The sequence below is a fragment of the Actinobacillus genomosp. 1 genome (genome assembly GCF_029774175.1).
GTDB lineage: Bacteria > Pseudomonadota > Gammaproteobacteria > Enterobacterales > Pasteurellaceae > Actinobacillus.
On sequence record NZ_CP103834.1, the window covers coordinates 568,775 to 589,719 of the forward strand.

General features: G+C 41.2%; 26 protein-coding genes, 1 other RNA gene and 1 riboswitch. Of the genes, 21 read left to right on the forward strand and 6 right to left on the reverse strand.

Translation table 11 applies throughout. The features are described from left to right. Positions 1-92 precede the first annotated feature (92 nt). The 6 genes from NYR63_RS02645 to NYR63_RS02670 all read left to right on the forward strand — a co-directional run bounded on the left by NYR63_RS02645 (position 93) and on the right by NYR63_RS02670 (position 3,890). A complete protein-coding gene (locus NYR63_RS02645; protein ID WP_279458059.1) occupies positions 93-248 on the forward strand; it encodes a hypothetical protein in 156 nt (51 codons plus the stop codon). Positions 249-386: 138 nt separating this feature from the next. Beyond that, positions 387-530, forward strand: coding sequence for a type II toxin-antitoxin system RelE/ParE family toxin (locus tag NYR63_RS11300; protein WP_279458526.1), 144 nt, complete (start codon positions 387-389; stop codon positions 528-530). A gap of 139 nt (positions 531-669) precedes the next feature. Beyond that, a complete protein-coding gene (lolA, locus tag NYR63_RS02655; protein ID WP_279458060.1) occupies positions 670-1,311 on the forward strand; it encodes an outer membrane lipoprotein chaperone LolA in 642 nt (213 codons plus the stop codon). Between the two features lie 73 nt (positions 1,312-1,384). Continuing rightward, positions 1,385-1,693: a trp operon repressor gene (trpR, locus tag NYR63_RS02660; RefSeq protein WP_279458061.1), complete on the forward strand. Its 309-nt coding sequence runs from the start codon at positions 1,385-1,387 to the stop codon at positions 1,691-1,693. A gap of 28 nt (positions 1,694-1,721) precedes the next feature. After that, a complete protein-coding gene (gene mtgA, locus NYR63_RS02665) occupies positions 1,722-2,483 on the forward strand; it encodes a monofunctional biosynthetic peptidoglycan transglycosylase (protein ID WP_279458062.1) in 762 nt (253 codons plus the stop codon). Positions 2,484-2,556: 73 nt separating this feature from the next. Further along, positions 2,557-3,890 (forward strand): IS3 family transposase gene (locus tag NYR63_RS02670; protein ID WP_279457583.1). Its coding sequence is split into 2 segments (ribosomal slippage): positions 2,557-3,010 and positions 3,010-3,890, totalling 1,335 coding nucleotides; the frame shifts between segments, so codons are not numbered across the junction. 80 nt (positions 3,891-3,970) lie between these two features. On the opposite strand, the gene NYR63_RS02675 is transcribed toward NYR63_RS02670, so the two are convergent. The 5 genes from NYR63_RS02675 to NYR63_RS02695 are packed head-to-tail and all read right to left on the reverse strand — an operon-like array spanning position 3,971 to position 7,307. Next, positions 3,971-4,306, reverse strand: a complete 336-nt coding sequence (locus tag NYR63_RS02675) for a carboxymuconolactone decarboxylase family protein (protein WP_279458063.1) — start codon at positions 4,304-4,306, stop codon at positions 3,971-3,973. A 25-nt stretch (positions 4,307-4,331) separates the two neighbouring features. Next, the gene (locus NYR63_RS02680) at positions 4,332-5,336 is read right to left on the reverse strand and encodes an SLAC1 anion channel family protein (protein ID WP_279458064.1); all 1,005 of its coding nucleotides are present in this window, start codon (positions 5,334-5,336) and stop codon (positions 4,332-4,334) included. A 14-nt stretch (positions 5,337-5,350) separates the two neighbouring features. Further along, complete coding sequence (locus NYR63_RS02685) at positions 5,351-5,698, reverse strand: DUF5368 family protein (RefSeq protein WP_279458065.1); 348 nt, start codon at positions 5,696-5,698, stop codon at positions 5,351-5,353. 9 nt (positions 5,699-5,707) lie between these two features. Further along, positions 5,708-7,051: an NAD(P)/FAD-dependent oxidoreductase gene (locus tag NYR63_RS02690; RefSeq protein WP_279458066.1), complete on the reverse strand. Its 1,344-nt coding sequence runs from the start codon at positions 7,049-7,051 to the stop codon at positions 5,708-5,710. Between the two features lie 43 nt (positions 7,052-7,094). Beyond that, positions 7,095-7,307, reverse strand: a complete 213-nt coding sequence (locus tag NYR63_RS02695) for a YgaP family membrane protein (protein WP_279458067.1) — start codon at positions 7,305-7,307, stop codon at positions 7,095-7,097. A gap of 149 nt (positions 7,308-7,456) precedes the next feature. Between NYR63_RS02695 and NYR63_RS02700 the strand changes: the two genes are divergently transcribed. The 3 genes from NYR63_RS02700 to NYR63_RS02710 all read left to right on the forward strand — a co-directional run bounded on the left by NYR63_RS02700 (position 7,457) and on the right by NYR63_RS02710 (position 9,461). After that, positions 7,457-7,744, forward strand: a complete 288-nt coding sequence (locus NYR63_RS02700; protein ID WP_279458068.1) for an ArsR/SmtB family transcription factor — start codon at positions 7,457-7,459, stop codon at positions 7,742-7,744. Between the two features lie 74 nt (positions 7,745-7,818). Then, positions 7,819-8,538 (forward strand): oxygen-insensitive NADPH nitroreductase, encoded by a 720-nt coding sequence (gene nfsA, locus NYR63_RS02705; RefSeq protein ID WP_279458069.1) that lies wholly within the window; start codon positions 7,819-7,821, stop codon positions 8,536-8,538. Next, positions 8,535-9,461, forward strand: coding sequence for an ATP-grasp domain-containing protein (locus tag NYR63_RS02710; protein WP_279458070.1), 927 nt, complete (start codon positions 8,535-8,537; stop codon positions 9,459-9,461). The genes nfsA and NYR63_RS02710 overlap by 4 nt, the downstream gene beginning before the upstream one ends. A gap of 9 nt (positions 9,462-9,470) precedes the next feature. Here the strand turns inward: NYR63_RS02710 and NYR63_RS02715 are convergent, their stop codons facing one another. Next, entirely contained in the window at positions 9,471-10,217 is a 747-nt protein-coding gene (locus NYR63_RS02715; RefSeq protein WP_279458071.1) for a YdcF family protein, read from the reverse strand. A 332-nt stretch (positions 10,218-10,549) separates the two neighbouring features. Here NYR63_RS02715 and NYR63_RS02720 point away from each other — a divergent pair, with 332 nt between their 5' ends. The 12 genes from NYR63_RS02720 (at position 10,550) to thiH (ending at position 20,942) form a co-directional block, all read left to right on the forward strand. Further along, on the forward strand, positions 10,550-11,818 hold the full coding sequence (locus NYR63_RS02720) for a malic enzyme-like NAD(P)-binding protein (protein ID WP_279458072.1): 1,269 nt from the start codon (positions 10,550-10,552) through the stop codon (positions 11,816-11,818). A 185-nt stretch (positions 11,819-12,003) separates the two neighbouring features. Further along, positions 12,004-12,291 (forward strand): 50S ribosomal protein L25, encoded by a 288-nt coding sequence (rplY, locus tag NYR63_RS02725; RefSeq protein ID WP_005600595.1) that lies wholly within the window; start codon positions 12,004-12,006, stop codon positions 12,289-12,291. A 131-nt stretch (positions 12,292-12,422) separates the two neighbouring features. Continuing rightward, positions 12,423-12,809, forward strand: an RNA gene (gene rnpB / locus NYR63_RS02730) — RNase P RNA component class A. A gap of 59 nt (positions 12,810-12,868) precedes the next feature. Continuing rightward, positions 12,869-13,510 carry a DUF1007 family protein gene (locus NYR63_RS02735; protein ID WP_279458073.1) on the forward strand — a complete coding sequence of 214 codons (642 nt, stop codon included), beginning with the start codon at positions 12,869-12,871 and terminating at the stop codon, positions 13,508-13,510. Further along, positions 13,501-14,496 (forward strand): nickel/cobalt transporter, encoded by a 996-nt coding sequence (locus NYR63_RS02740; RefSeq protein ID WP_279458074.1) that lies wholly within the window; start codon positions 13,501-13,503, stop codon positions 14,494-14,496. Before NYR63_RS02735 ends, NYR63_RS02740 begins: the two co-directional genes overlap by 10 nt. Before the next feature lie 101 nt (positions 14,497-14,597). After that, complete coding sequence (locus NYR63_RS02745; protein ID WP_279458075.1) at positions 14,598-16,046, forward strand: alanine/glycine:cation symporter family protein; 1,449 nt, start codon at positions 14,598-14,600, stop codon at positions 16,044-16,046. A gap of 194 nt (positions 16,047-16,240) precedes the next feature. Beyond that, a riboswitch (TPP riboswitch) is annotated at positions 16,241-16,333 on the forward strand. 103 nt (positions 16,334-16,436) lie between these two features. After that, the gene (locus NYR63_RS02750) at positions 16,437-17,168 is read left to right on the forward strand and encodes an ABC transporter ATP-binding protein (protein WP_279458076.1); all 732 of its coding nucleotides are present in this window, start codon (positions 16,437-16,439) and stop codon (positions 17,166-17,168) included. Continuing rightward, the gene (locus NYR63_RS02755) at positions 17,161-17,910 is read left to right on the forward strand and encodes an ABC transporter permease (protein WP_279458077.1); all 750 of its coding nucleotides are present in this window, start codon (positions 17,161-17,163) and stop codon (positions 17,908-17,910) included. Before NYR63_RS02750 ends, NYR63_RS02755 begins: the two co-directional genes overlap by 8 nt. Positions 17,911-17,955: 45 nt before the next feature. Then, positions 17,956-18,705, forward strand: a complete 750-nt coding sequence (locus NYR63_RS02760) for a HesA/MoeB/ThiF family protein (RefSeq protein ID WP_279458078.1) — start codon at positions 17,956-17,958, stop codon at positions 18,703-18,705. A gap of 27 nt (positions 18,706-18,732) precedes the next feature. Further along, positions 18,733-18,933, forward strand: a complete 201-nt coding sequence (thiS, locus tag NYR63_RS02765) for a sulfur carrier protein ThiS (RefSeq protein WP_279458079.1) — start codon at positions 18,733-18,735, stop codon at positions 18,931-18,933. A gap of 82 nt (positions 18,934-19,015) precedes the next feature. Then, entirely contained in the window at positions 19,016-19,786 is a 771-nt protein-coding gene (locus tag NYR63_RS02770) for a thiazole synthase (protein WP_279458080.1), read from the forward strand. Positions 19,787-19,796: 10 nt separating this feature from the next. Beyond that, on the forward strand, positions 19,797-20,942 hold the full coding sequence (gene thiH, locus NYR63_RS02775; RefSeq protein ID WP_279458081.1) for a 2-iminoacetate synthase ThiH: 1,146 nt from the start codon (positions 19,797-19,799) through the stop codon (positions 20,940-20,942). Positions 20,943-20,945 lie beyond the last annotated feature (3 nt).

Consider the following 20,945-nt stretch of genomic DNA (forward strand, 5'->3'; position numbering starts at 1 on the left):
TGAACTAGATCGAAAAACAAACAGAATATAAACATAATTTGTTTGTTTTTTGATAGGCTATTTATCCTTTAATTTAAATAAGGAGAAAGAGAATGATGACAGAAGAATATCGTGAGTTTCTTGAGAAAAAAGTATCAGAAGCAAGAAAAAGTATTGAGCGTGGCGATGTTTATTCCCATGAAGAAGTATGGGAACGAGCAATGAGGGCGATAGTGTTAGCTGAGAAAAATACACAAGATGCAGCATAAAATTATCTATTCAAGTGACGCTCAAAAAGATATCGAAGATATTTTTGTGAATATTACTGAATTCACAGGTGTTTTAGTGCTATCAATGTATTAAATGATGTAAAAGCTTCGATTGAGTTACTCGGGTTTATGCCCCAAATGGGGGTCGAAGGGTATATAAAAGGTACAAGAGAGATTTATCCGAGAAAATACAGAGTTGTATATGAAATAGATGATGAGAAGTCAGAAATTATCATCCTTACCATTTTACATACTCGTCGGTTATATCCGCCGCTTGCTTAAGTGAGTAAAATAAAAGCCAAATGCCTCTTGGTGTTTGGCTTATTTTATTGTATCGTTACGCTAGTACGAACCTTGTGAAACTTTTACAGAATTGGTTGTCAAAGGGGGACTTGATGCTCTTTGATAGAAGGAACAAAAAATGAAAAAATTAGTTAAGCAATCATTATTAGGTTTTGCTTTATTTTCTATGACTAGTGCAGCATTTGCCGATGCGCAGTCGGTTGCCGAATTACAACGACGTTTAGAGCAAGTTAGCCAATATAGTGCGGATTTTGATCAAACGGTACGTTCGAGCAAAGGTAAACAAATTCAATCGGGTAAAGGTAAATTCCAAGTGAAGCGCCCGAATCTGTTCCGTATGGATACTAAATCACCGCAAGAAAATTTAATTGTTTCTGACGGAGCGAATTTATGGTTTTATGATCCGTTTGTATCGCAAGTGACGGTGAATACGGTGCAAGATGCGGTTAATAATACGCCGTTCGTGTTATTAACCAGCAGCGATAAAAGCCATTGGGATCAATATGATGTAATGCAAAATGCGGATACTTTTGTATTAAAACCGAAATCGAAAAAAAGTAATTTAAAACAGTTTGATGTGCGTATCGATCAAAGCGGTATGTTAAAAGGTTTCAGTACCATTGAAAGAGACGGACAGAGCAATTTATACGTATTACGTAATATTACCGGTGGTGGCGTATCATCCGATTTATTTAAATTCAGCGTACCGAAAGGTGCAGAATTAGACGACCAACGCGGCGGTAAAAAATCTAAGAAATAATCTATATTACTAGCGGTTTTATTTTCGCAAAATTTTGCCAAAATCAGACCGCTTTCCTTATTTTGGAGGTTCAATGAAAATTCTTTATAGTCAGCGTGATCCGCAAGAGTGGCAACAGTTTATGGTTTTAATACAACAGGCGGTTGCAGAAGATAAATTAGAGCAATTTTTTTCCTCGTTTTTAACGGCGGATGAGCGTAACTCTTTAGGATTACGAGCCCAAATTGTCGGTAATTTGTTAAAGGGCGAAGTTCCGCAGCGGGAGATTCAACAAAATTTGAACACCAGTGCCGCAACCATTACGCGCGCTTCCAATATGCTGAAAACATTGGAGCCGCAATTTATCGAATGGTTAAACGAGAAACTGAATGGCAAGGCGTAAACGAAAGCGCAAAAAGAAGTCAGTTAGTATGTTTAGTTTGATCAAACGTCTATGCCGTAGAATCATCAAGTTTTTTATTCCGCAGGCGATAAGTTCCCGATCCGGTTGGTTATGGTTCGGAACGAGTCGTTTAGGTGCGGGACTTGGTGGTTTTTTTGTGACGTTTTTAATGACCTTTTCTGTACTACCCGTACCGTTTTCCGCTTATATGGCGCAGAAAAAAGTTGAGCATTTGATTGCCGGTGATAATTATAAAATTCAATATGATTGGGTCAGTTTAGATAAAATCGCTTGGCAAATGCAGATGGCGGTCATTGCGTCGGAAGATCAAAAATTCGAAAGTCATTTTGGGATTGATTTACAAGCGATTGAAATTGCATTACAGCGCAATGCCAGGTCGAAAAAAATGCGGGGAGCTTCCACCATTTCTCAGCAAACTGTTAAAAATATGTTTTTATGGCACGGACAAAGTTGGTTACGAAAAGGCATTGAATTGCCGCTCACTTTCGTGATGGAAAATACTTGGGGCAAACGCCGTATTTTGGAAGTGTATTTGAATATCGCTGAATTTGGTGACGGTATTTTTGGCGTAGAGGCGGCAGCAAAGCACTTTTTTAAAAAACGTGCCAAAGATCTGACTTTACAAGAATCGGCATTATTAGCCGCTTCGTTACCTAATCCGTTAGTGTTTAGGGTGAATAAACCGGGTCCAACGATGCGTAAGCGTCAGGCGTGGATCATGCGCCAAGTTAGCGCATTAGGCGGACGTGATTACTTAGAAAAACTATAGAAAAAGCGGTGGAATTTGATCTGCACCCCAAAAGTTGGACTAAACCTCCAACGGATTAAGGTGCAGATTTTTTATGACTAAATATAACCCACTATTCAAACAACAAGTCATCGAGTTTTATCTTCAAAATGACAAAAACTATTCATTCACTCAACGACATTTTCAATTATCCAAGAAAACCTTAACTCGGTGGATTGCTCAATTTAATCATAACGGAATTAATGGGTTAGCGGTAATGGCTAAGAAGCAAAAATATTCCCCCGAATTCAAATTAACCGTCATACAAGCGGTCAAAAAAGGACAATTTTCTGCGGAAAGAGCCTCCCTTCATTTTGGCATTGCTAATTCAGGTTCGATTAGCCAATGGTTGCACACCTTTGAAGAACAAGGTATAAACGGTTTATTACCCAAACCTAAAGGTCGTCCGACAATGAAACCCAAATACCCGAAAATGCCTCCTCCACCTAAAACTGAAGAAGAACGTCTGCGTTATCGTATTTTAGAGCTGGAAGCGGAGGTAGCTTACCTAAAAAAGTTGCGGGAGTTCAACCAACAAAAAATGCGGCAAAAACAGCCATCGTGAAAACGTTGCGGGTGGATTTTCCCTTAGAAATCCTCCTCCCTTTGATAGGTTTAAAACGCAGTACTTTCTTTTATCACTTACCGCCTAAAATCGATAAAAATGCTGTGATGAGGCAGAAAGTGATTGAGATTTATCAGGATAATGATGGCAATTATGGCTATCGTCGTATTACATTAAAGTTACGTGATTTTTTGGGTGCGATTAACCATAAGCGTGTTCAAGCGATAATGCAACAGCTTGATTTAAAGGGAAAATGTAAGCAGAGGAAATATCGTTCTTACAAAGGTGAAGTGGGTAAAATTACCGAGAATGTATTGCAACAAGATTTTCACGCAACAGCGCCAAATGAAAAGCTCGTCACGGATATCACCGAGTTTAAATGTGCGGAAGGCAAGCTCTATTTATCGCCCATTAAGGACTTATTTAATGGTGAAATTATTGCCCATGATTTAGCAAGAAGCCCGAACTTTGAGCAAGTGATGCGGATGCTAAAGCAAGCGGTCGCAAAACTGCCTAAGGACGCTAAACCGATTTTACATTCCGACCAAGGCTGGCAATATCAGATGGCTGACTATCAAGACATGCTGAGAAAACATCATATTAAACAAAGTATGTCGAGAAAAGGAAATTGCTTGGATAATGGGGCAATGGAAAGTTTCTTTGGGCGATTGAAAACGGAATGTTACTTTGGTAAGCGATTTGAAACTTTCGAACAGCTTGAGAAAGTGATTCACGAGTACATTCATTATTACAACAATGAGCGTATTCAAGTGAAATTAAAAGGACTGAGCCCTGTACAATACAGAACTCAGTCTTTAAATTAAACAGTCTAACTTTTTGGGGTCAGATCAATTTGCAAAAGAATTTGTAAATTTCACCGCTTTTATTTTAGGGGATTGAGTAATTAACGTTGGGTTTCTACCGCTTCAAAAGCTCTTAACGCATAAGCATAGGCAGCACCGGTGTTAGTTTCGATAGCAGTCGCTAACGCACCTGCAATTTCGCTATCGGTTGCGCCGGCTTTAATTGCCGCTTCTGCATGAACGCTAATACAGCTTTCGCAGCGTGTAGTGATCGCAACAGCAAGCGCAATTAACTCACGGGTTTTCGCATCTAGCCCTTCTTCTGCCGATGCTGCATTTAAAGCACCCATTGCTTGTAACATTTTCGGATGGGCTTGTGCCATTTTACCGAATGCTTGTTTAGTGATTTGTGTTTGTTCTTTCCAGTTAGTGAACATGATTTGCTCCTTGTATTTGCATGAATTAATCGGGTTGGAAAACGCTACCGTTAATAATTTCCCGTAACGTTCTCACGGTTAAATAAGTGATAATGAAAGTGCTGATAATCAGCATGACCGCACCGATAATACGGTAATAACTTGCCATTTCCATACTCGCTAAACTACTCATTTCAAGGCTGGCAATACTGAATGCCGCCAGTGGGAAAGAGTAGCCCCACGCTGAAAGAAAGAACGGCGTACTGAAAAACAAGCGTGCTTTCAAGACTAAAAATAGTGTCCAAAACATTGCAAAGAAATACAGTATTTGACCGAGTGGTGCGAGTTCACCTACTAATTTAGTGTAGCTGAGAAAGCCGACCGCAGGCGGTGCGATTAAAACGAATAAGGTCGGATTCAGTTTCGTCGGTAACGGATCAGCGAAGAACATTCGATGTAATACGAGAGTTAGCAATACAATCCAGAACAGAAAACCGATACTGAAAAAGAACCAGTTCACATCACTAGGCGCATAATTAACCCCCACGACCGGGACAATAATGTTACCCACAACCGGAATAAACCACGCCGGTGTCATTTGTGCCAATTTAAATTGGCTTTTGAAAATCCAACGATCTATCACAAAGAAGGTAAAACCTAAATGCAAGATAGCTCCGACCATCCATAAACTTTGTGAAACCGCTATTGAAGCGGGCTTCCATGCCACCGATAACAGCAGTAAACCGATAGAAACGGCGGTTAAAAAGTTCATTTTAACCGGATGCATACTGTCCGCTTTAACTTGTTGCGGAAAGCGAATGCCTTTCAACAGATAAATCATGAACAGTAGCAGCCAAATCAAAGTGGTGAAATAACGTAAACAGTCACTGACTACACTAGGTAAATTCAGCACTTCGTGTCCTTTATACCAAGCTATCGTCAGTCCGCTGAGTCCCATTACACTGGCAAATAACGGTACGGGAAAATTTGCCAATTTTTGACCGCTTGTCGGATTTCCCGCTGAGGGATTCGGATTTGCTTCGTTTAACATAGTTCCTTCTTAGTCTATTCTGTGTGTTTAAACAACCAACCTTTAACGGTATAGTACAATACGGCAAAACCAACGAAGTTCACCGCATAAGTACCGAGTAACGCAAAGGCATCGATAGGCGCGCCGATATCGGATAAGCCTGATTGAGTCAGCCAAAACAGGACAAACACACCGATAAATCCGCCGATAAAGCCGACGACTTCCGCTTGGACTAAACGTTTGAGATGAAATCCTTTCTCTTTAACGAGTAAGATGACTAAAGCAAGCGTTAATATCACAGCTAAAATTAATAACGGGTAAAATGCCCATGCCAACATTTCTTGTACGACGGAAATCAGCATCGTCAGTTCTAAACTATTCATTTCGGCTCCTTAGGCTTTACCACGTAACATACTGAGATAAGTCGGTTTTAAACCGATAGTTTCGAGCAACCAACTTGTCCACGAGTCTTCTAACGGGTGGATTATGCCCGGGAAAGACGGTTGCAAATTGTTGTTATAATCAAATTCAACCAACATCGCTCGTCCGACTTCGGTAATCAATGGGCAAGAGGTGTATCCGTTGTAAATTTGTTTGCTTTCTTTGCCTTGCAGCTCGCAAATCAGATGATCCACTGCAACTGGCACTTGCCATTTTACGCTGGCGGCCGTTTTACCTTTCGGTACGCCGGCAATATCGCCTACCCCGAACACATTCGGATAACGAACATGGCGAAGGGTGCTTTTCGATACTTCCATCCAACCTTCGTTTTTCCATGGGCCGGTTTGCCAAGCTAACGGTGAGTTTCGAACGGCATCAGGCGCAACTTGCGGTGGAATAACATTAATAAAATCGTACGGTAGTTCTACTTTACCTTCGTCTTTACTTTCAAAGGTAGCAATACGTTTGACGGGATCAATCGCTTTTAAGATGCGATGGTAGTGGTAATGAATATCGCGTTCTTCGAACATCATACGTACTTTTTCAGAAACAATCGGTACGCTGAAGAACGAGCCGTTGTTACTGTTATAGCTGATATGGGATTTACTTAATGTACCGCGACGGTGGAGGTAATCACGCACAATAAAAGTATATTTTAGCGGTGCGCCGGAACATTTCATTTCGGTATTCGGACGGAGTAATACGGCATTTCCGCCTTTACGACTAAACTCATCAAGTAATTTCCAAGTTTTTTCCGCACCGACAGGACTATGGTAGATACTACCCAGACCGTTAGTACCGATTAACTTGGTATCCATTCCTTCAATAGCGTCATAATCCAGTTTTAGTCCGGTCGTTACGAACAGATAGTCGTAATTTAAATTTTCGCCGTTAGATAATCGTACTTGATTGGCATCCGGATTAAATTCTTCGACTTTGGCTTCAATCCATTTCACTTGAGACGGAAGATAGCTGGCTGTCTCGGATACTGAATAATCGGCCGGTTTTAAACCGGCGGCAATTAGGGTAAAACCCGGTTGGTAGATATGACTTTTATTCGGCTCGATAACAATAATTTCGGCTTTTTCATCCAAACGTTCGGCTAAACGGGATGCGGTGGCAAGCCCTGCAGCACCGCCGCCGGCAATAACAATTTTTATTGCGGCGGACACTTTAGGTTCGGCTTGTACGGATTTAGGCAATAATAGACCGCTTGCTGTCGCAGTTAAGCCTAATGCACTACTTTGTAAGAATAAACGACGGGTAAGATCAAAATGTTGGATTTTATCAGACATATCTGCTCCTTATATATCGAGCTTATTAAGCTTAAGCTTTTTATTATTTCTTTTTGAACGGACAAACCGGGCAGTTCTGAGCGGTATTAATGCCGAACAGTGCGTACAATCCGCAGCGGGAAAAAACACCGCTTAGCAGTATAATTACCCCTAAATATCCCCAAATACCTACGGTACCGGTTACGGCAAGTAAGGTAAGCAGTGCGCCGATTACGATACGTAATACTTTATCAATGCCACCGACATTCGCTTTCATAGATTACTCCTTATGTTTACATTGTTTGATATAATTAAGTTGTTATATAACGATTTTTTTATATAATATTTTTGTGATTGAATTCTGTCAATAAATTTTTTAAAATAAATAAAGATTTTTGGAATTTTTAAATTAAAGAGAAAAGTCAGATGAATGAGATTTTTGAAAAGGCGGGCGATGCGAGTAATTTTCTGAAATTATTGGCAAACCCGAATCGATTGGCGATTTTATGCTGTTTATTGGAAAAAGAGTGCAATGTCAGCGAGTTATGCCAAGCTATCGGCATACCGCAAGCCGCAACTTCTAACCAATTGGCAATATTGCGAGAAGCCGGAATTATTGTGGCGGAAGTGAATCATCGCGAACGAGTTTATCGAATAGAAGATGAAAAAGTGAAAGCGATTTTAGGGGTATTATATAAATTTTATTGCGAATAATTTGATTTTTGCATCACTGCCACATAAGATTGAAAAAACGTGTACTTTGCGGCGTTTATTCATCGGAGGCAAATATGATAAGCAAACCAACATTAGAAACGATCCTTTCTCATCGTTCAATTCGTAAATTTACCGAACAACCTATCTCAGAAGAACTCTTCCAAACGCTCATTCAAGCCGGACAACAAGCATCAACTTCGAATCATTTACAATGTGTGAGCGTCATTCGTGTAAAAGATCCTGTGATTCGCCGACATTTACGTGACGTATCGGGTATGACGTATGTTACCGCATGTGCCGAGTTTTTAGTTTTTTGTATCGATTTTAACAAACATAAGCAATTAGTGCCGGATTCCCAATTGGATTGGGCGGAAGTGAGTGTAATCGGTGCGGTCGATACGGGCATTTTTGCACAGAATGTTTTGCTTGCGGCGGAGTCCGTCGGTTTGGGCGGCGTATATATCGGTGCATTGCGTAACGATGTTGCCAGAGTGGCGGAGGTGCTGGGATTACCGCAATATTGTGTGCCGTTAGTCGGTATGTGTTTAGGTTATCCGGCTCAAGATCCCGAACGAAAACCGCGTTTGCCGCTAAGTTTGGTATGCTATGAAGATCAATATCAAGCGTTAGATCAAGCTGAGCTTGCAAAATATAACGAAATTTTGACCGCTTATTATCAGGCGAGAACCGGTGAAGGACAACAATGGCAAACGGCGATTGATAAAACGTTAAATAAAGCGGTTCGCCCGCATATGTTACCGTTTTTTCAACAACAAGGATTGCTGAAACGATGAGATTCTTAATGTTATGTCGAGAGCCTCGTTTATATAGCTGTCAGCGTTTACAACAGGCTTGTGAGCAACGGGGAATTAGCTTAGATATTCTTGACCCGAATCGGATGCTTATAAAATTAGCCGTAGAGCAAGGTAAATCGATTTTCCGCCTTTATTATCAAGCGGGAGAACCTTATGATAAAAATCGACCGTTGCCCGAATTGTTACCGAAATATGATGCGGTATTACCTCGTTTCGGTACGGCTAGTACCGAAATGGGTTGCCGAGTTTTACGTTATTTTGAAGCTCAACGCATTAAGGTCTTGAACAATGCAACCGCTTTTCGTTTGGCAAGAGATAAATGGCAAAGTTTGCAAGTGTTGGCGGAGGCGCAAATTACCGTTCCTGCTACCTCATTTGCCGGAGAACTTTGTTCTTTTAACGGTCATTTATCGCAACATCATTTGCCGATGGTAATGAAAACGTTATCCGGCTCACAGGGTGTCGGAGTGATGTTGGCGGAGAGTTATCCGACCGCTCAAAGCGTATTGGAAACATTACATCAAGCCAACATTAATTATTTATTGCAAGATTTTGTGACGGAATCAAAAGGGCAAGATATTCGTGCTTTTGTTATCGGTGATCGTGTAATTGCTGCAATGCAACGTTCAGGTAATGAGGGCGAATTCAGAGCGAATCTTCACCGAGGGGGTAATGCTAAATGGATTTATCTAAACGAAGCAGAACAAAAATTAGCGGTCGATGCGGCGAAAGCTATCGGTTTAGATGTGGCCGGAGTGGATTTAATACGCTCTTATAACGGTTTAGCCGTATTGGAAGTGAATGCCAGCCCAGGCTTAGAAGGTATTGAAAATGCAAGCGGTGTAGATATTGCGGGTTTAATGATTGAATATCTGCTCAATAAACAAAACGTCCCTCATTGAGGGACGTTATCAGCCCGTCAATTTTTCTTTCCAATATCCAATCCATTCTTTAAGGGCAATACTACTGTTTTGTAGTGCTTGCGCTTGTGGGATAAAAGGTAAAATACCCATGTCCAGTGCTTGATGGGCGGTGGTGCCGGCGGCAAGCACGTTAAACCCTTCTCTTTCAAACAGCATTTTTGCCCGTTTCATATGCCACTGATTTGTGACGAGAATAATATGACTGATACTTTCCCGATTAAGTATATTTTTACTTAATCGTGCATTTTGTGCTGTAGTATTGGCTTTCGATTCAAGCCATTTTACTTGTATGCCAAAGAAATCATGCAACTCTTGCGTCATAATTTTAGCCTCCGGTTCTCTACCTTCCGGGCTACCGCCGGTAACTAAAATCGGTAAACCGGTCTGTCTATGTAGGTAAGCAGCATAACGCATACGTTCCAACGGTGCAGCGGCAATCGCATAATCACCGAAAAGTTCATCGCTATTACGTACTCCGCCGCCCAGCACAATAATCGCTTGGGCTTTTTTGTAGTCTTCAATAGTAAATTTTTCACTAAAAGTGACCGCTTGAATCAATTTATGAGAGAAATACGGCGTACTACAAATATAGAGAATCGCAATCCCAAATACCGTACAGAAACGGCTTAATTTTCTAAACTGTAATTTATACAGCAGTAAGGACGAGAACCATAGAATAAGCGAATTGAACGGTGGCAAAATAATTGCGGTAAGAAGTTTGGTCAGCAATAACATAGTGAATCGAAGATAAAATCTGAAAGGAACTTTGTCACTATCTTGAATGAGTATATATAAAGAATCAAGCGAGAATATCGTATATGTCAGCCATCTACCTAATTAGAGTAGTTTTACGTCTAAATATCCGTATAGGCTTTGCAACGTTTCACCGTTTTTTGTTATCTTTAAGGGAATGTTAAAAATTAGATCTAAATCACACAAAAATAATAACTTTTGCAGTACAATTCAAAGAGTTTATTTAGCACGTCGGAAGAAAATAAAATAGATATCCGAGTGATGAATAAATAAAATACACATCATCAAAATTATTTATGTCAAAGGATATATCCATGAGCGATTTAAAACAACAAGCATTAGACTTCCATGAATTTCCGGTACCGGGAAAAATTTCAGTCACTCCGACTAAATCACTTGCAACGCAACATGATTTAGCTTTAGCGTATTCGCCGGGGGTTGCTGAACCGTGTTTGGAAATTGAGAAAGATCCTGCTGCAGCTCGCCGTTATACCGCTCGTGGTAACTTAGTAGCGGTAATTTCAAACGGTACGGCGGTATTGGGTTTAGGTAATATCGGTGCGTTAGCGTCTAAACCGGTAATGGAAGGTAAGGGTGTATTATTCAAAAAATTTGCCGGTGTTGATGTATTTGATATCGAAATTAATGAACATGACCCTGATAAATTAGTTGATATTATCGCATCATTAGAGCCGACGTTCGGCGGCATTAACTTAGAAGATATTAAAGCACCGGAATGTTTCTACATTGAGAAAAAATTACGTGAACGTATGGGTATTCCGGTATTCCACGACGACCAACACGGCACGGCGATTATTGTCGGTGCGGCGGCAGTAAACGGTTTACAAATCGTAGGTAAAAATATTGGTGAAGTTCGTTTAGTAGTGAACGGTGCCGGTGCATCTGCGATTGCTTGTACCAATCTATTACGTTCATTAGGCTTCAAAAAAGAAAATATCACAATGTGCGACTCTAAAGGAGTAATTTACCAAGGTCGTGGTGATAATATGGATGAAACCAAACAATTCTATGCGATTGAAGATAACGGCTGGCGTACCCTTGCCGATGCGGTCGCAGGTGCGGACGTATTCTTAGGTTGTTCTAAAGCGGGGGCATTAACTCAAGATATGATCAAAACCATGGCGAAAGATCCGTTAATTCTTGCATTAGCGAATCCTGTGCCGGAAACTACGCCACACGAAGCGAAAGCTGTACGTGCGGATGCGATCGTATGTACCGGTCGTTCTGACTATCCGAATCAAGTAAATAACGTACTTTGCTTCCCATTCTTATTCCGTGGTGCGTTAGACGTAGGTGCAACCACGATTAATGAAGAAATGAAAATGGCAGCGGCACACGCGATTGCGGATTTAGCGAAAGAGCCGGTTCCGTTTGAAGTGTTATCAACCTACGGTGAATTATCATTCGGTCCAGATTATGTCATCCCGACACCATTTGATCCACGTTTAATCGTGGCGGTTTCATCAGCGGTTGCTAAAGCTGCGATGGATTCAGGCGTTGCGACTCGCCCGATTACCGATTGGGATGCGTATGCAAAACAAGTGAAAGCGCTTATCGCTTAACGGTTTAAAATAATTGAAAGAGGCGAGATTATTCGCCTCTTTTTGTTTTGCATTTTGGTAAAAAAGTGCGTAGAATATGCACTCGGCTTTTTCAGCCGAAATTATTTTGTGAAATAGCTGGGTCGCCTGCTATTTTTTATATTCACGGAACGTTATGTTCCTTTTTACTTTAAGAGAATCAAACAATGTCATTCAAATTTGAAGCTGAAGTTCGTTCTGCGCAAGGTAAGGGTGCGAGCCGCCGCCTGCGTCACAATGGTCAAGTTCCTGCGATCATCTACGGTGGTAACGCAGAGCCTGTATCAATCATCTTAGATCACGATAAAGTGAACAACGCACAAGCACACGATGCGTTCTATAACGAAGTATTAACTATCGTTGTAGCGGGTAAAGAAGAGCAAGTTAAAGTACAAGCGATTCAACGTCACCCGACCAAACCAAAATTAGTTCACTTAGACTTCAAACGCGCTTAATTTAGCTCGTGATGTGAATTAGTAAGAGGATTAAGTTTTTCGGAACTTAATCCTTTTTTATTTGCCAATAATTAGTCGAACAAGCGGTTAAATATTGGCAAAACTTTGCAAATCCGCTATACTCGCTATTCTGAGTTGGTTAGACAATCGCTGGTTTATTGAAGCCCTTAATTGTTCGCAAGAACGACCTAGCGGGACAAGTAAACGAGAGGAAAGTCCGAGCTACACAGGGCAGAGTGCCAGATAACGTCTGGGCGGTGTGAACCGACGACCAGTGCAACAGAGAGCAAACCGCCGATGTGCATTAGCGCAGGTAAGGGTGAAAGGGTGCGGTAAGAGCGCACCGCGTGGGTGGCAACATTCCACGGCACGGTAAACTCCACTCGTAGCAAGACCAAATAGGAACTCAATGGATGGCCCGTCCAGAGTTCGGGTAGGTTGCTTGAGCTTGTATGCGAATGCAAGCCTAGAGGAATGATTGTCCGCGACAGAACTCGGCTTATCGACCGACTCATTTTATTTTTTAGGAAAGCGAACAGGGTGACTTGTTCGCTTTTTGCTTTTATAAGGAGAATTAATGAAATTAATTAAATTTGCGTTTTTTTGTTTCATTTCATTTGTTTCTACACAAGTAGCGGCACATCCCCATTCCTTTCTTGACCTTAAAAATAAAATTCTAGTAGAGGGAACATCCCTGAAAGGTTTTCAAATGGAATGGACGATGGATGAAATTGCTTCGGCCGAATTGATTTATGAGGTGAAAAGCAGTTCGGATAGAGAAGCGACAAAGAAATCCATTACGGCGGAAATGGTACAAACGGCGATTGAAAACCACTATTTCAGTTATTTGTATAATGCCAAAGACGAACCGCTAAAATTTACGACAAAACCGTCAAATACGACCTTTAGAATAGCCGGAAATAAAGTCATTTTTTATGTTACCTTCTATTTAAGCCGTCCTTATGATTTAAAAAATAATCCGGTTCGTTTTTATACTTATGAACCGAGTTATTATATGGCGATGGAATATAATAACAAAGATGATTTAACTATCAGTAACTCGGTATGTAAAGCAACGCTTGAACAACCTAAAGTAAATAGCCAGTTACGTTTATATGCTTCAAGTTTGGATAAAACGCAAATACCGGATATGCCTGAAGGCGAAGATAACACGCTAGGTGCGCAATTTGCTCAGAAAGTGGTGGCGGTATGCGAATAAAACATATCATCGGGATAGCGGTCGGTTTTCTGTTATTTTTCGCTATTTATAATAATTATTCCTTATTTCTGTTCAAAGTGATGGAATGGCAGAAAAGTTTCAATCAGCAGCTTTCCGCCGCACTTACAGGTCTGAGTGAAAATCGTCAGCAGGCCGGTATTACCTTAATTATCATCAGTTTTTTATACGGTGTATTTCATGCGGTCGGGCCGGGGCATGGTAAATTTATTTTAACCAGCTATTTATCTCTGGAAAAAACCAAATTAAATCAGGCAATGAAGATCAGCCTTCTATCCGCTTTGGCGCAAGGTTTGGTGGCGATTGTGCTTGTTTCGATTATTGTTGTGGCTTTTACCCTTTCTCGCAGCTATTTCAATCTCACCTTAAAATGGGTGGAACGAGGCAGCTTCGTTTTAATGATCTTATTTGGCGTCTATTGGTGTTATCAGGCGGTTAAAGCGTTTAAGCGCAAATCCGTTACCGTTCCTAAAATTCATAAAATCTCTGTAATAAGTTTGCAAAAAAATAACAAAATTACACCGCTTATCAAGCCTCAATCTCATTTACATACGGAAAATTGCGGTTGCGGACATCAACATTTACCGTCTTCAACCCAAATACATCAAGCAAAAGATTGGAAAGCGCAAGCGATGATTATTTTGAGTATCGGAGCCAGACCGTGTTCCGGTGCGATTCTTGTCCTCTTTTTAGCTTATACGTTAGATATTTACGTATGGGGAATGTTATCCGCATTAGCTATGGCGATAGGCACGGGAATGACATTAACGCTCTTTGCATGGCTAGTGATCCTTGCGCGTAATAAAGCTATTCGTTTAAGTATGTGGTACATTTCCGAGCAAACCGGTCAGCATATGGTATTAGTGTTGAAAATTCTTGCCGGTATGGTATTAATTATCTTTGGTACGACGTTATTCCATAGTAGCTTTATTGATACTTTTAGCGGAAACGGATTATTTAAACGATAAATTTTAATCATGCGGAAGATTAAAAAATCTTTTCAAAAGTTAAAAAATCATTAAAATGCAAACGTTTTCGTTTTTATTTTTTCATACTATAGAGGTCTTTAATGGATTTTATTGTTTCAGGTTTTGAAAATGTCCTGACGTGGATCGTGAATACGATTGACGGTCCGCTTTGGGATATTACTATTTTAATCCTTTTAGGAACCGGGTTATTTTTTACGATCACAACCGGCTTTGTACAACTTCGATTGCTACCGCGTAGCTTACGTGAAATGTGGGGCGGACGTTCGGCTGAAGGCGATTCTTTAACGCCTTTCCAAGCATTTACAACCGGCTTAGCCAGTCGTGTCGGTGTAGGTAATATCGGTGGCGTAGCAACGGCAATCGCATTAGGCGGTCCGGGGGCGGTATTCTGGATGTGGGTAACCGCATTAATGGGTATGAGTTCGGCGTTTGCGGAATCGTCACTTGCCCAGTTGTATAAAACACGTGATCCGAACGGTATGTTCCGAGGTGGTCCGGCATACTATATTACACGCGGTTTAAAATTTAAGCCTATGGCGATTGCGTTTGCGGTGACATTAATTTTTACCTTCGGTTTTGCGTTTAATGCGGTGCAATCCAACTCGATTGTGGCGGCAACCAGTAAAGCATGGGAATGGGACGGGCAATATATCGGTTTGGTATTGGTGATTGTAACCGGTATTATTATTTCCGGCGGGGTAAAACTTATCGGACAAGTTTCTGCGAAAGTTGTACCGATGATGGCGTTATTTTATCTGATTATTGCCGTCATCATTTTAGGTATGAATATAGAACGAGTTCCTGAAGTTTTAGGGTTAATTATTGATAGTGCTTTTGATTTTTCTGCAGCGGCGGGCGGTATGTTCGGTGCTTTGGTTTCAAAAACAATGCTGATGGGGATTAAACGCGGTTTATTCTCAAACGAAGCGGGTATGGGTTCCGCACCGAATTCAGCGGCGACGTCCGATGCAAAACATCCGGCAAGCCAAGGTTTGATCCAAATGTTAGGCGTATTTGTCGATACGATAGTGGTGTGTACCTGTACGGCAATTATCATTTTAATGTCGGATAACTACGGTAATGAAACGTTAAAAGGGGTTGAATTAACCCAAACCGCTCTGCAATACCATTTAGGTGAGTTCGGTGTACATTTCTTAGCGTTTATTTTGTTATTATTCTGCTATACCTCAATTATTGGTAACTATGCTTATGCGGAAACCAATATTCGTTATATTAAAAATAAACCTTGGTTTGTTTGGGCTTTCCGTGCCGTCGTTCTATTCTTTGTTTATTTTGGCGCAGTGCGTGACGGCGGTATCGTTTGGGCGTTTGCCGATACGGTAATGGCATCTATGGCGGTGATTAACTTAATTGCAATCTTGATTCTTGCACCAATTGTATGGCGTTTATTGAAAGATTACCTTCGTCAGCTAAAAGCGGGACAAGAGCCGGTATTTAAGATTGAAGAACATCAAGATTTAATTCATCGCGGTGTAGATCCGTTAATTTGGAAGTCTAAAGAAGATTAATAAATAACCTATTAGCATTAGCTAAAGAAGCGATAATATCTTATGGTGTTATCGCTTTTTTATATCCGACGACAAGTACGGGTTTTGTTAATTTTGAATAAAATTAGACCGCTTGCCGATTAAATCTGTGAGATTTCTCTTATTTTTTTAAGCAAACGGTTGGCTTTTTTCGGTAATTTCTTTAAACTGATAACAATTTTTAGTCGGGGTGCCTCCAATGAGGCTGAGATTAAACCCGTGAACCTGATACAGTTAGTACTGACGTAGGAAACTAATATGCTTATTTTCATTTCAATTATTCCAATCTTTTTTTCATTAAATTCATCTCGTTCAATTCATTTTAGCCGTTAATTAGCGGTCGTTTTTCATACCCATTTTTCGAGGTATTCAATGAATTGTATCGAAATTCATCAGTTGCATTTTGCATTCAAACAGCAGGTTATTTTTAATAACTTCGACTTCGTATTGCCGAAAGGTAAATGGTGCGCTTTGCTCGGTGCATCGGGGATTGGTAAATCAACCTTACTGCGTTTAATTGCCGGATTGGAAACAACGTCAATCGGTTCAATCGAACTTGCCTCCGGTACGAAAATTGCTTGGCTTGCTCAACAAGACTCCTTATTTCCTTGGCTGTCCGTATTAGATAACGTGCAGTTAGATGCTCATTTACAAGGTAGGAAAAATGCGGAAACCTTAGCTAAGGCAGAGCAATTGTTAGCGGCGGTAAATATGTCGGAACATAAAAATAAGCCTTGTTACCAACTTTCCGGCGGACAACGCCAGCGAGTAGCTTTGGCTCGTACATTAATGCGAGATGCGGATCTTATCCTTATGGACGAGCCATTTTCCGCCTTAGATGCCGTTACGCGTTTACAGCTACAACAACTGGCAGCACAGCTTTTAGCCGATAAAACAGTGCTGTTAATCACTCATGATCCGCAAGAAGCGATTCGCCTTGCTGATCAAATCTATATTCTTAAACATCAGCCGACTCAACTATCGGATGTAATTGAGCCGTTAAGCAAAGCCCCTCGTTTTAGTGCAAACACCGAACAATGGCAATTAGAACAACGCCTGTTGGATATGCTTTCTAACGATACTAAAGGGGGCAAAAATGTTTAAACGCTTACTCAAAATAAGTGGTTTGAGCTTATTGCTGATTCTCTTATGGCAATTAACTGTGATGGGGTTTGCGTTACCGTATTATATGTTGCCGACACCACTCACCGTTTTTGAGCAAATCGTCAATCAATTTCCGCTACTTTGGCAGCATAGCCAAATTACCTTTATTGAAATTATTACCGGCCTAAGTCTGGGTTTCTTGCTTGGAGTAATGTCTGCCTTATTACTTTCGCTTTCTAAGTGGTTAAACGGTTTTTTATTGCCGTTATTAGTGATTTTTCAAGCCATTCCGGTCTTTGCGATTGCACCTTTATTAGTGCTTTGGCTCGGATACGGTATGGCTTCCAAGATTGCGATGACCATTTTGATCATTTACTTTCCGGTTACGGCAGCCTGTTATGACGGACTGCGCAATACGCCCAAAGCCTATTTGGAATTGGCAAAAACCTTAGAAATTAAACCGCTTGCCATATTACTTCGGGTACGTCTGCCGGCAGCATTACCGGCATTAGCTTCCGGATTACGAATTGCAGTTTCGGTCGCCCCTATCGGAGCAGTTGTCGGGGAATGGGTCGGATCTTCACAGGGGCTAGGTTATTTAATGTTACACGCCAATGCTCGAATGCAAACCGATTTATTATTTGCTGCTTTAACCATTTTATTACTGATGACGCTTTGCTTGTATTTTGTGACTGATAGGCTGCTACGCCGTTGGCTGCCGTGGGTTCAATATATGCGATAGCGTACAAGCGGTTGATTTTCTAAGATTTTTTACTAAGAGATAGTTATGAATTTGTCTGATCAAGATTTCTTGCGTTATAGCCGCCAAATTCTATTAGAAGAGTGTGGTATCGAAGGGCAACAAAAGTTAGCCAAAAGTCGAGTATTGGTGGTGGGCTGCGGCGGACTAGGTTCGCCGGTTGCACAATATTTAGCGTCTGCCGGCGTTGGAAAACTTTACCTTGCCGACTTTGATAAGGTGGATTTAACCAACTTACAACGCCAAACGCTATTCGGTATGAAAGATTTGAATAAGCCGAAAAGTGAACAAGCTCGGCTAAATTTACAAGAGATTAATCCGTCCGTCGAAATTGTCGCCGTCAATAAGCAATTAACCGCAGACAATTTGGCGTATTGGGTGAATAAAGTCGATGTAGTGTTGGATTGTTCGGACAATATGGCAACACGTCACGCAGTCAATAAAGTTTGTGTCGAAAACCAAATTCCGCTGATTTCCGGTTCGGCGGTCGGTATGGACGGGCAGTTATTGGGCGTGTTTCCACCTTATCAACACGGCTGCTACGCCTGTCTATTTTCCGATACCGAGATTGGTAATCTGAATTGTCGAACTGCCGGTGTTTTAGCACCGATTGTCGGCATTATCGGCAGTTTACAAGCATTAGAAACGCTGAAGTTTTTACTGGGATTAGCGGTTTCTTGTGACGGAAAGTTCGGTGTTTTTGACGGAAGAACTTTGATGTGGCAGCAGCTTGAAATGGTAAAAGATAAACATTGCCGAGTATGCGGCAGACCATAATTAAGTTTTGAATCAGAATGAGGAAATATGCAAATTTTCATTAATAATCAACCGCTTGACGTAGCGGAAAATACGTCTATCCAAACGGCGTTAGCACTTTCGCAGGCTAATTTACAAGGTGTGGCGGTCGCATTAAATCAACAGATTGTACCGAAAAGCGAATGGCAAAATTATCCGTTGCAAGAAGGGGCGAAACTCACCGTATTTAAAGCGATAGCCGGTGGTTGATAACGTTTAGTACAAATTAGGAATAGTAACATTTTAGAAAAACATCCTTCATTCGGAAAGCATATAAATAAGGAAAAAGAATATGACAGATCTTCTTAAAATTGGTGATACCGAATTTCACTCCCGTCTTTTTACCGGTACGGGCAAATTTTCAAACCCTAAAGTGATGCAACAAAGTATTGTCGCATCAGGTTCCCAGCTTGCAACAATGGCGATGAAACGTGTGGATTTAGCACAGGAACAAGACGATATTTTAACGCCGTTGATTCAGAGTGGGGTAAAACTGTTACCGAACACCTCGGGAGCGAAAACGGCGGAAGAAGCGGTCTTTGCGGCAAAACTGGCACGCGAAGCACTACAAACGAACTGGATAAAACTTGAAATTCACCCGGATGTTCGTTATTTGCTGCCGGATCCGATTGAAACACTAAAAGGGGCGGAAATGTTAGTCAAAGAAGGCTTTATCGTATTGCCTTATTGCGGTGCGGATCCGGTGTTATGTAAACGCTTGGAAGAAGTCGGTTGTGCGGCGGTAATGCCATTAGGTGCGCCGATTGGTACCAATCAAGGGCTAAAAACGCAAGATTTCTTACGCATTATTATTGAACAAAGCCGAGTACCTGTGGTGGTTGATGCCGGTATCGGTGCTCCGAGCCATGCCGCACAAGCGATGGAAATGGGCGCAGATGCGGTATTAGTCAATACGGCAATGGCGGTAGCTCGTGATCCGATTCAAGTTGCACAAGCCTTTAAATTAGCGGTGGATGCCGGTCGTTTAGGTTATTTAGCCGGGTTAGGCAAAGTGAGCCAAACCGCACAGGCAACCAGTCCATTAACCGGCTTTTTAGGCTAGGGAAGTTACCATGAAAACGAATCAGTTCTCGCATTTTAGCGATTATTGGCAGACATTGGATTGGGCGCATTTCGCTTTATCGTTAAGAGCGAAAACGGCTATGGATGTAGAGAATGCCTTGCAAACATCAAACCGAGATTTAAATGATTTTATGGCATTAATATCGCCGGCGGCGGAAGCCTATTTGGAACCGATGGCACAACTTGCACAGCAACTCACTCGTCAGCGTTTCGGTAATACGGTCGGTTTTTATTTGCCGCTTTATCTCTCTAATGTGTGTACCAATGACTGTACTTATTGCGGTTTTTCGATGAGTAATCGAATTAAACGTAAGATTCTGGATGAGCAAGAAATTCTCAAAGAAATCAAAGCGATTAAGTCTATGGGCTATGAGCATTTATTATTGGTGACCGGTGAACACGAAGCCAAAGTCGGTATGGCTTATTTTAGAGAAAAACTAAAGCTGATTCGTCCGCATTTTTCCGCATTATTCATGGAAGTACAGCCGCTTCAATCTGAGGAATATGCCGAGTTAAAAACGCTAGGCTTGGACGGCGTATTAGTTTATCAAGAAACCTATAATGCCGCCGAATATGCTAAACATCATTTACGTGGTCAGAAACAAGATTTTATTTATCGTTTGGACAGCCAAGACCGTTTAGGTCAAGCAGGCATTGATAAAATCGGTTTGGGTGCATTAATCGGGCTTTCAAACGACTGGCGTACTGATATTTACTTTGTCGGCGAGCATTTAAATTATCTGCAAAATAAATATTGGCAAAGCCGTTATTCAATCTCATTTCCTCGTTTACGACCTTGTGTCGGTGGCTTGCAGCCGGCTTCGCAAATGAGTGATAAGCAACTATTACAAATTATTTGTGCATTCCGCATCTGTTTCCCGGAAGTCGAACTCTCGCTTTCTACTCGTGAAAGTGCCAATTTCCGTAATAATGTGATTCCGATTGCGATTAATACGATCAGCGCAGGATCTAAAACACAGCCCGGTGGTTATGCAGAAGAAGATGATAAACATCTCGAACAATTTTCGCCGGACGATGAACGACCACCACATATTATTGCCGCAGAATTGGTTAAACGAGGATTACAACCGGTTTGGAAAGATTGGGAACCTTATTTAGGCAGATCATTATCTTAAGTT

Coding starts and splice junctions, on each gene's coding strand:
- NYR63_RS02645 (WP_279458059.1), top strand. CDS start 93: ATGATGACAGAAGAATATCGTGAGTTTCTTGAGAAAAAAGTATCAGAA.
- NYR63_RS11300 (WP_279458526.1), top strand. CDS start 387: ATGGGGGTCGAAGGGTATATAAAAGGTACAAGAGAGATTTATCCGAGA.
- lolA (WP_279458060.1), top strand. CDS start 670: ATGAAAAAATTAGTTAAGCAATCATTATTAGGTTTTGCTTTATTTTCT.
- trpR (WP_279458061.1), top strand. CDS start 1,385: ATGAAAATTCTTTATAGTCAGCGTGATCCGCAAGAGTGGCAACAGTTT.
- mtgA (WP_279458062.1), top strand. CDS start 1,722: ATGTTTAGTTTGATCAAACGTCTATGCCGTAGAATCATCAAGTTTTTT.
- NYR63_RS02675 (WP_279458063.1), bottom strand. CDS start 4,306: ATGTTCACTAACTGGAAAGAACAAACACAAATCACTAAACAAGCATTC.
- NYR63_RS02680 (WP_279458064.1), bottom strand. CDS start 5,336: ATGTTAAACGAAGCAAATCCGAATCCCTCAGCGGGAAATCCGACAAGC.
- NYR63_RS02685 (WP_279458065.1), bottom strand. CDS start 5,698: ATGAATAGTTTAGAACTGACGATGCTGATTTCCGTCGTACAAGAAATG.
- NYR63_RS02690 (WP_279458066.1), bottom strand. CDS start 7,051: ATGTCTGATAAAATCCAACATTTTGATCTTACCCGTCGTTTATTCTTA.
- NYR63_RS02695 (WP_279458067.1), bottom strand. CDS start 7,307: ATGAAAGCGAATGTCGGTGGCATTGATAAAGTATTACGTATCGTAATC.
- NYR63_RS02700 (WP_279458068.1), top strand. CDS start 7,457: ATGAATGAGATTTTTGAAAAGGCGGGCGATGCGAGTAATTTTCTGAAA.
- nfsA (WP_279458069.1), top strand. CDS start 7,819: ATGATAAGCAAACCAACATTAGAAACGATCCTTTCTCATCGTTCAATT.
- NYR63_RS02710 (WP_279458070.1), top strand. CDS start 8,535: ATGAGATTCTTAATGTTATGTCGAGAGCCTCGTTTATATAGCTGTCAG.
- NYR63_RS02715 (WP_279458071.1), bottom strand. CDS start 10,217: ATGTTATTGCTGACCAAACTTCTTACCGCAATTATTTTGCCACCGTTC.
- NYR63_RS02720 (WP_279458072.1), top strand. CDS start 10,550: ATGAGCGATTTAAAACAACAAGCATTAGACTTCCATGAATTTCCGGTA.
- rplY (WP_005600595.1), top strand. CDS start 12,004: ATGTCATTCAAATTTGAAGCTGAAGTTCGTTCTGCGCAAGGTAAGGGT.
- NYR63_RS02735 (WP_279458073.1), top strand. CDS start 12,869: ATGAAATTAATTAAATTTGCGTTTTTTTGTTTCATTTCATTTGTTTCT.
- NYR63_RS02740 (WP_279458074.1), top strand. CDS start 13,501: ATGCGAATAAAACATATCATCGGGATAGCGGTCGGTTTTCTGTTATTT.
- NYR63_RS02745 (WP_279458075.1), top strand. CDS start 14,598: ATGGATTTTATTGTTTCAGGTTTTGAAAATGTCCTGACGTGGATCGTG.
- NYR63_RS02750 (WP_279458076.1), top strand. CDS start 16,437: ATGAATTGTATCGAAATTCATCAGTTGCATTTTGCATTCAAACAGCAG.
- NYR63_RS02755 (WP_279458077.1), top strand. CDS start 17,161: ATGTTTAAACGCTTACTCAAAATAAGTGGTTTGAGCTTATTGCTGATT.
- NYR63_RS02760 (WP_279458078.1), top strand. CDS start 17,956: ATGAATTTGTCTGATCAAGATTTCTTGCGTTATAGCCGCCAAATTCTA.
- thiS (WP_279458079.1), top strand. CDS start 18,733: ATGCAAATTTTCATTAATAATCAACCGCTTGACGTAGCGGAAAATACG.
- NYR63_RS02770 (WP_279458080.1), top strand. CDS start 19,016: ATGACAGATCTTCTTAAAATTGGTGATACCGAATTTCACTCCCGTCTT.
- thiH (WP_279458081.1), top strand. CDS start 19,797: ATGAAAACGAATCAGTTCTCGCATTTTAGCGATTATTGGCAGACATTG.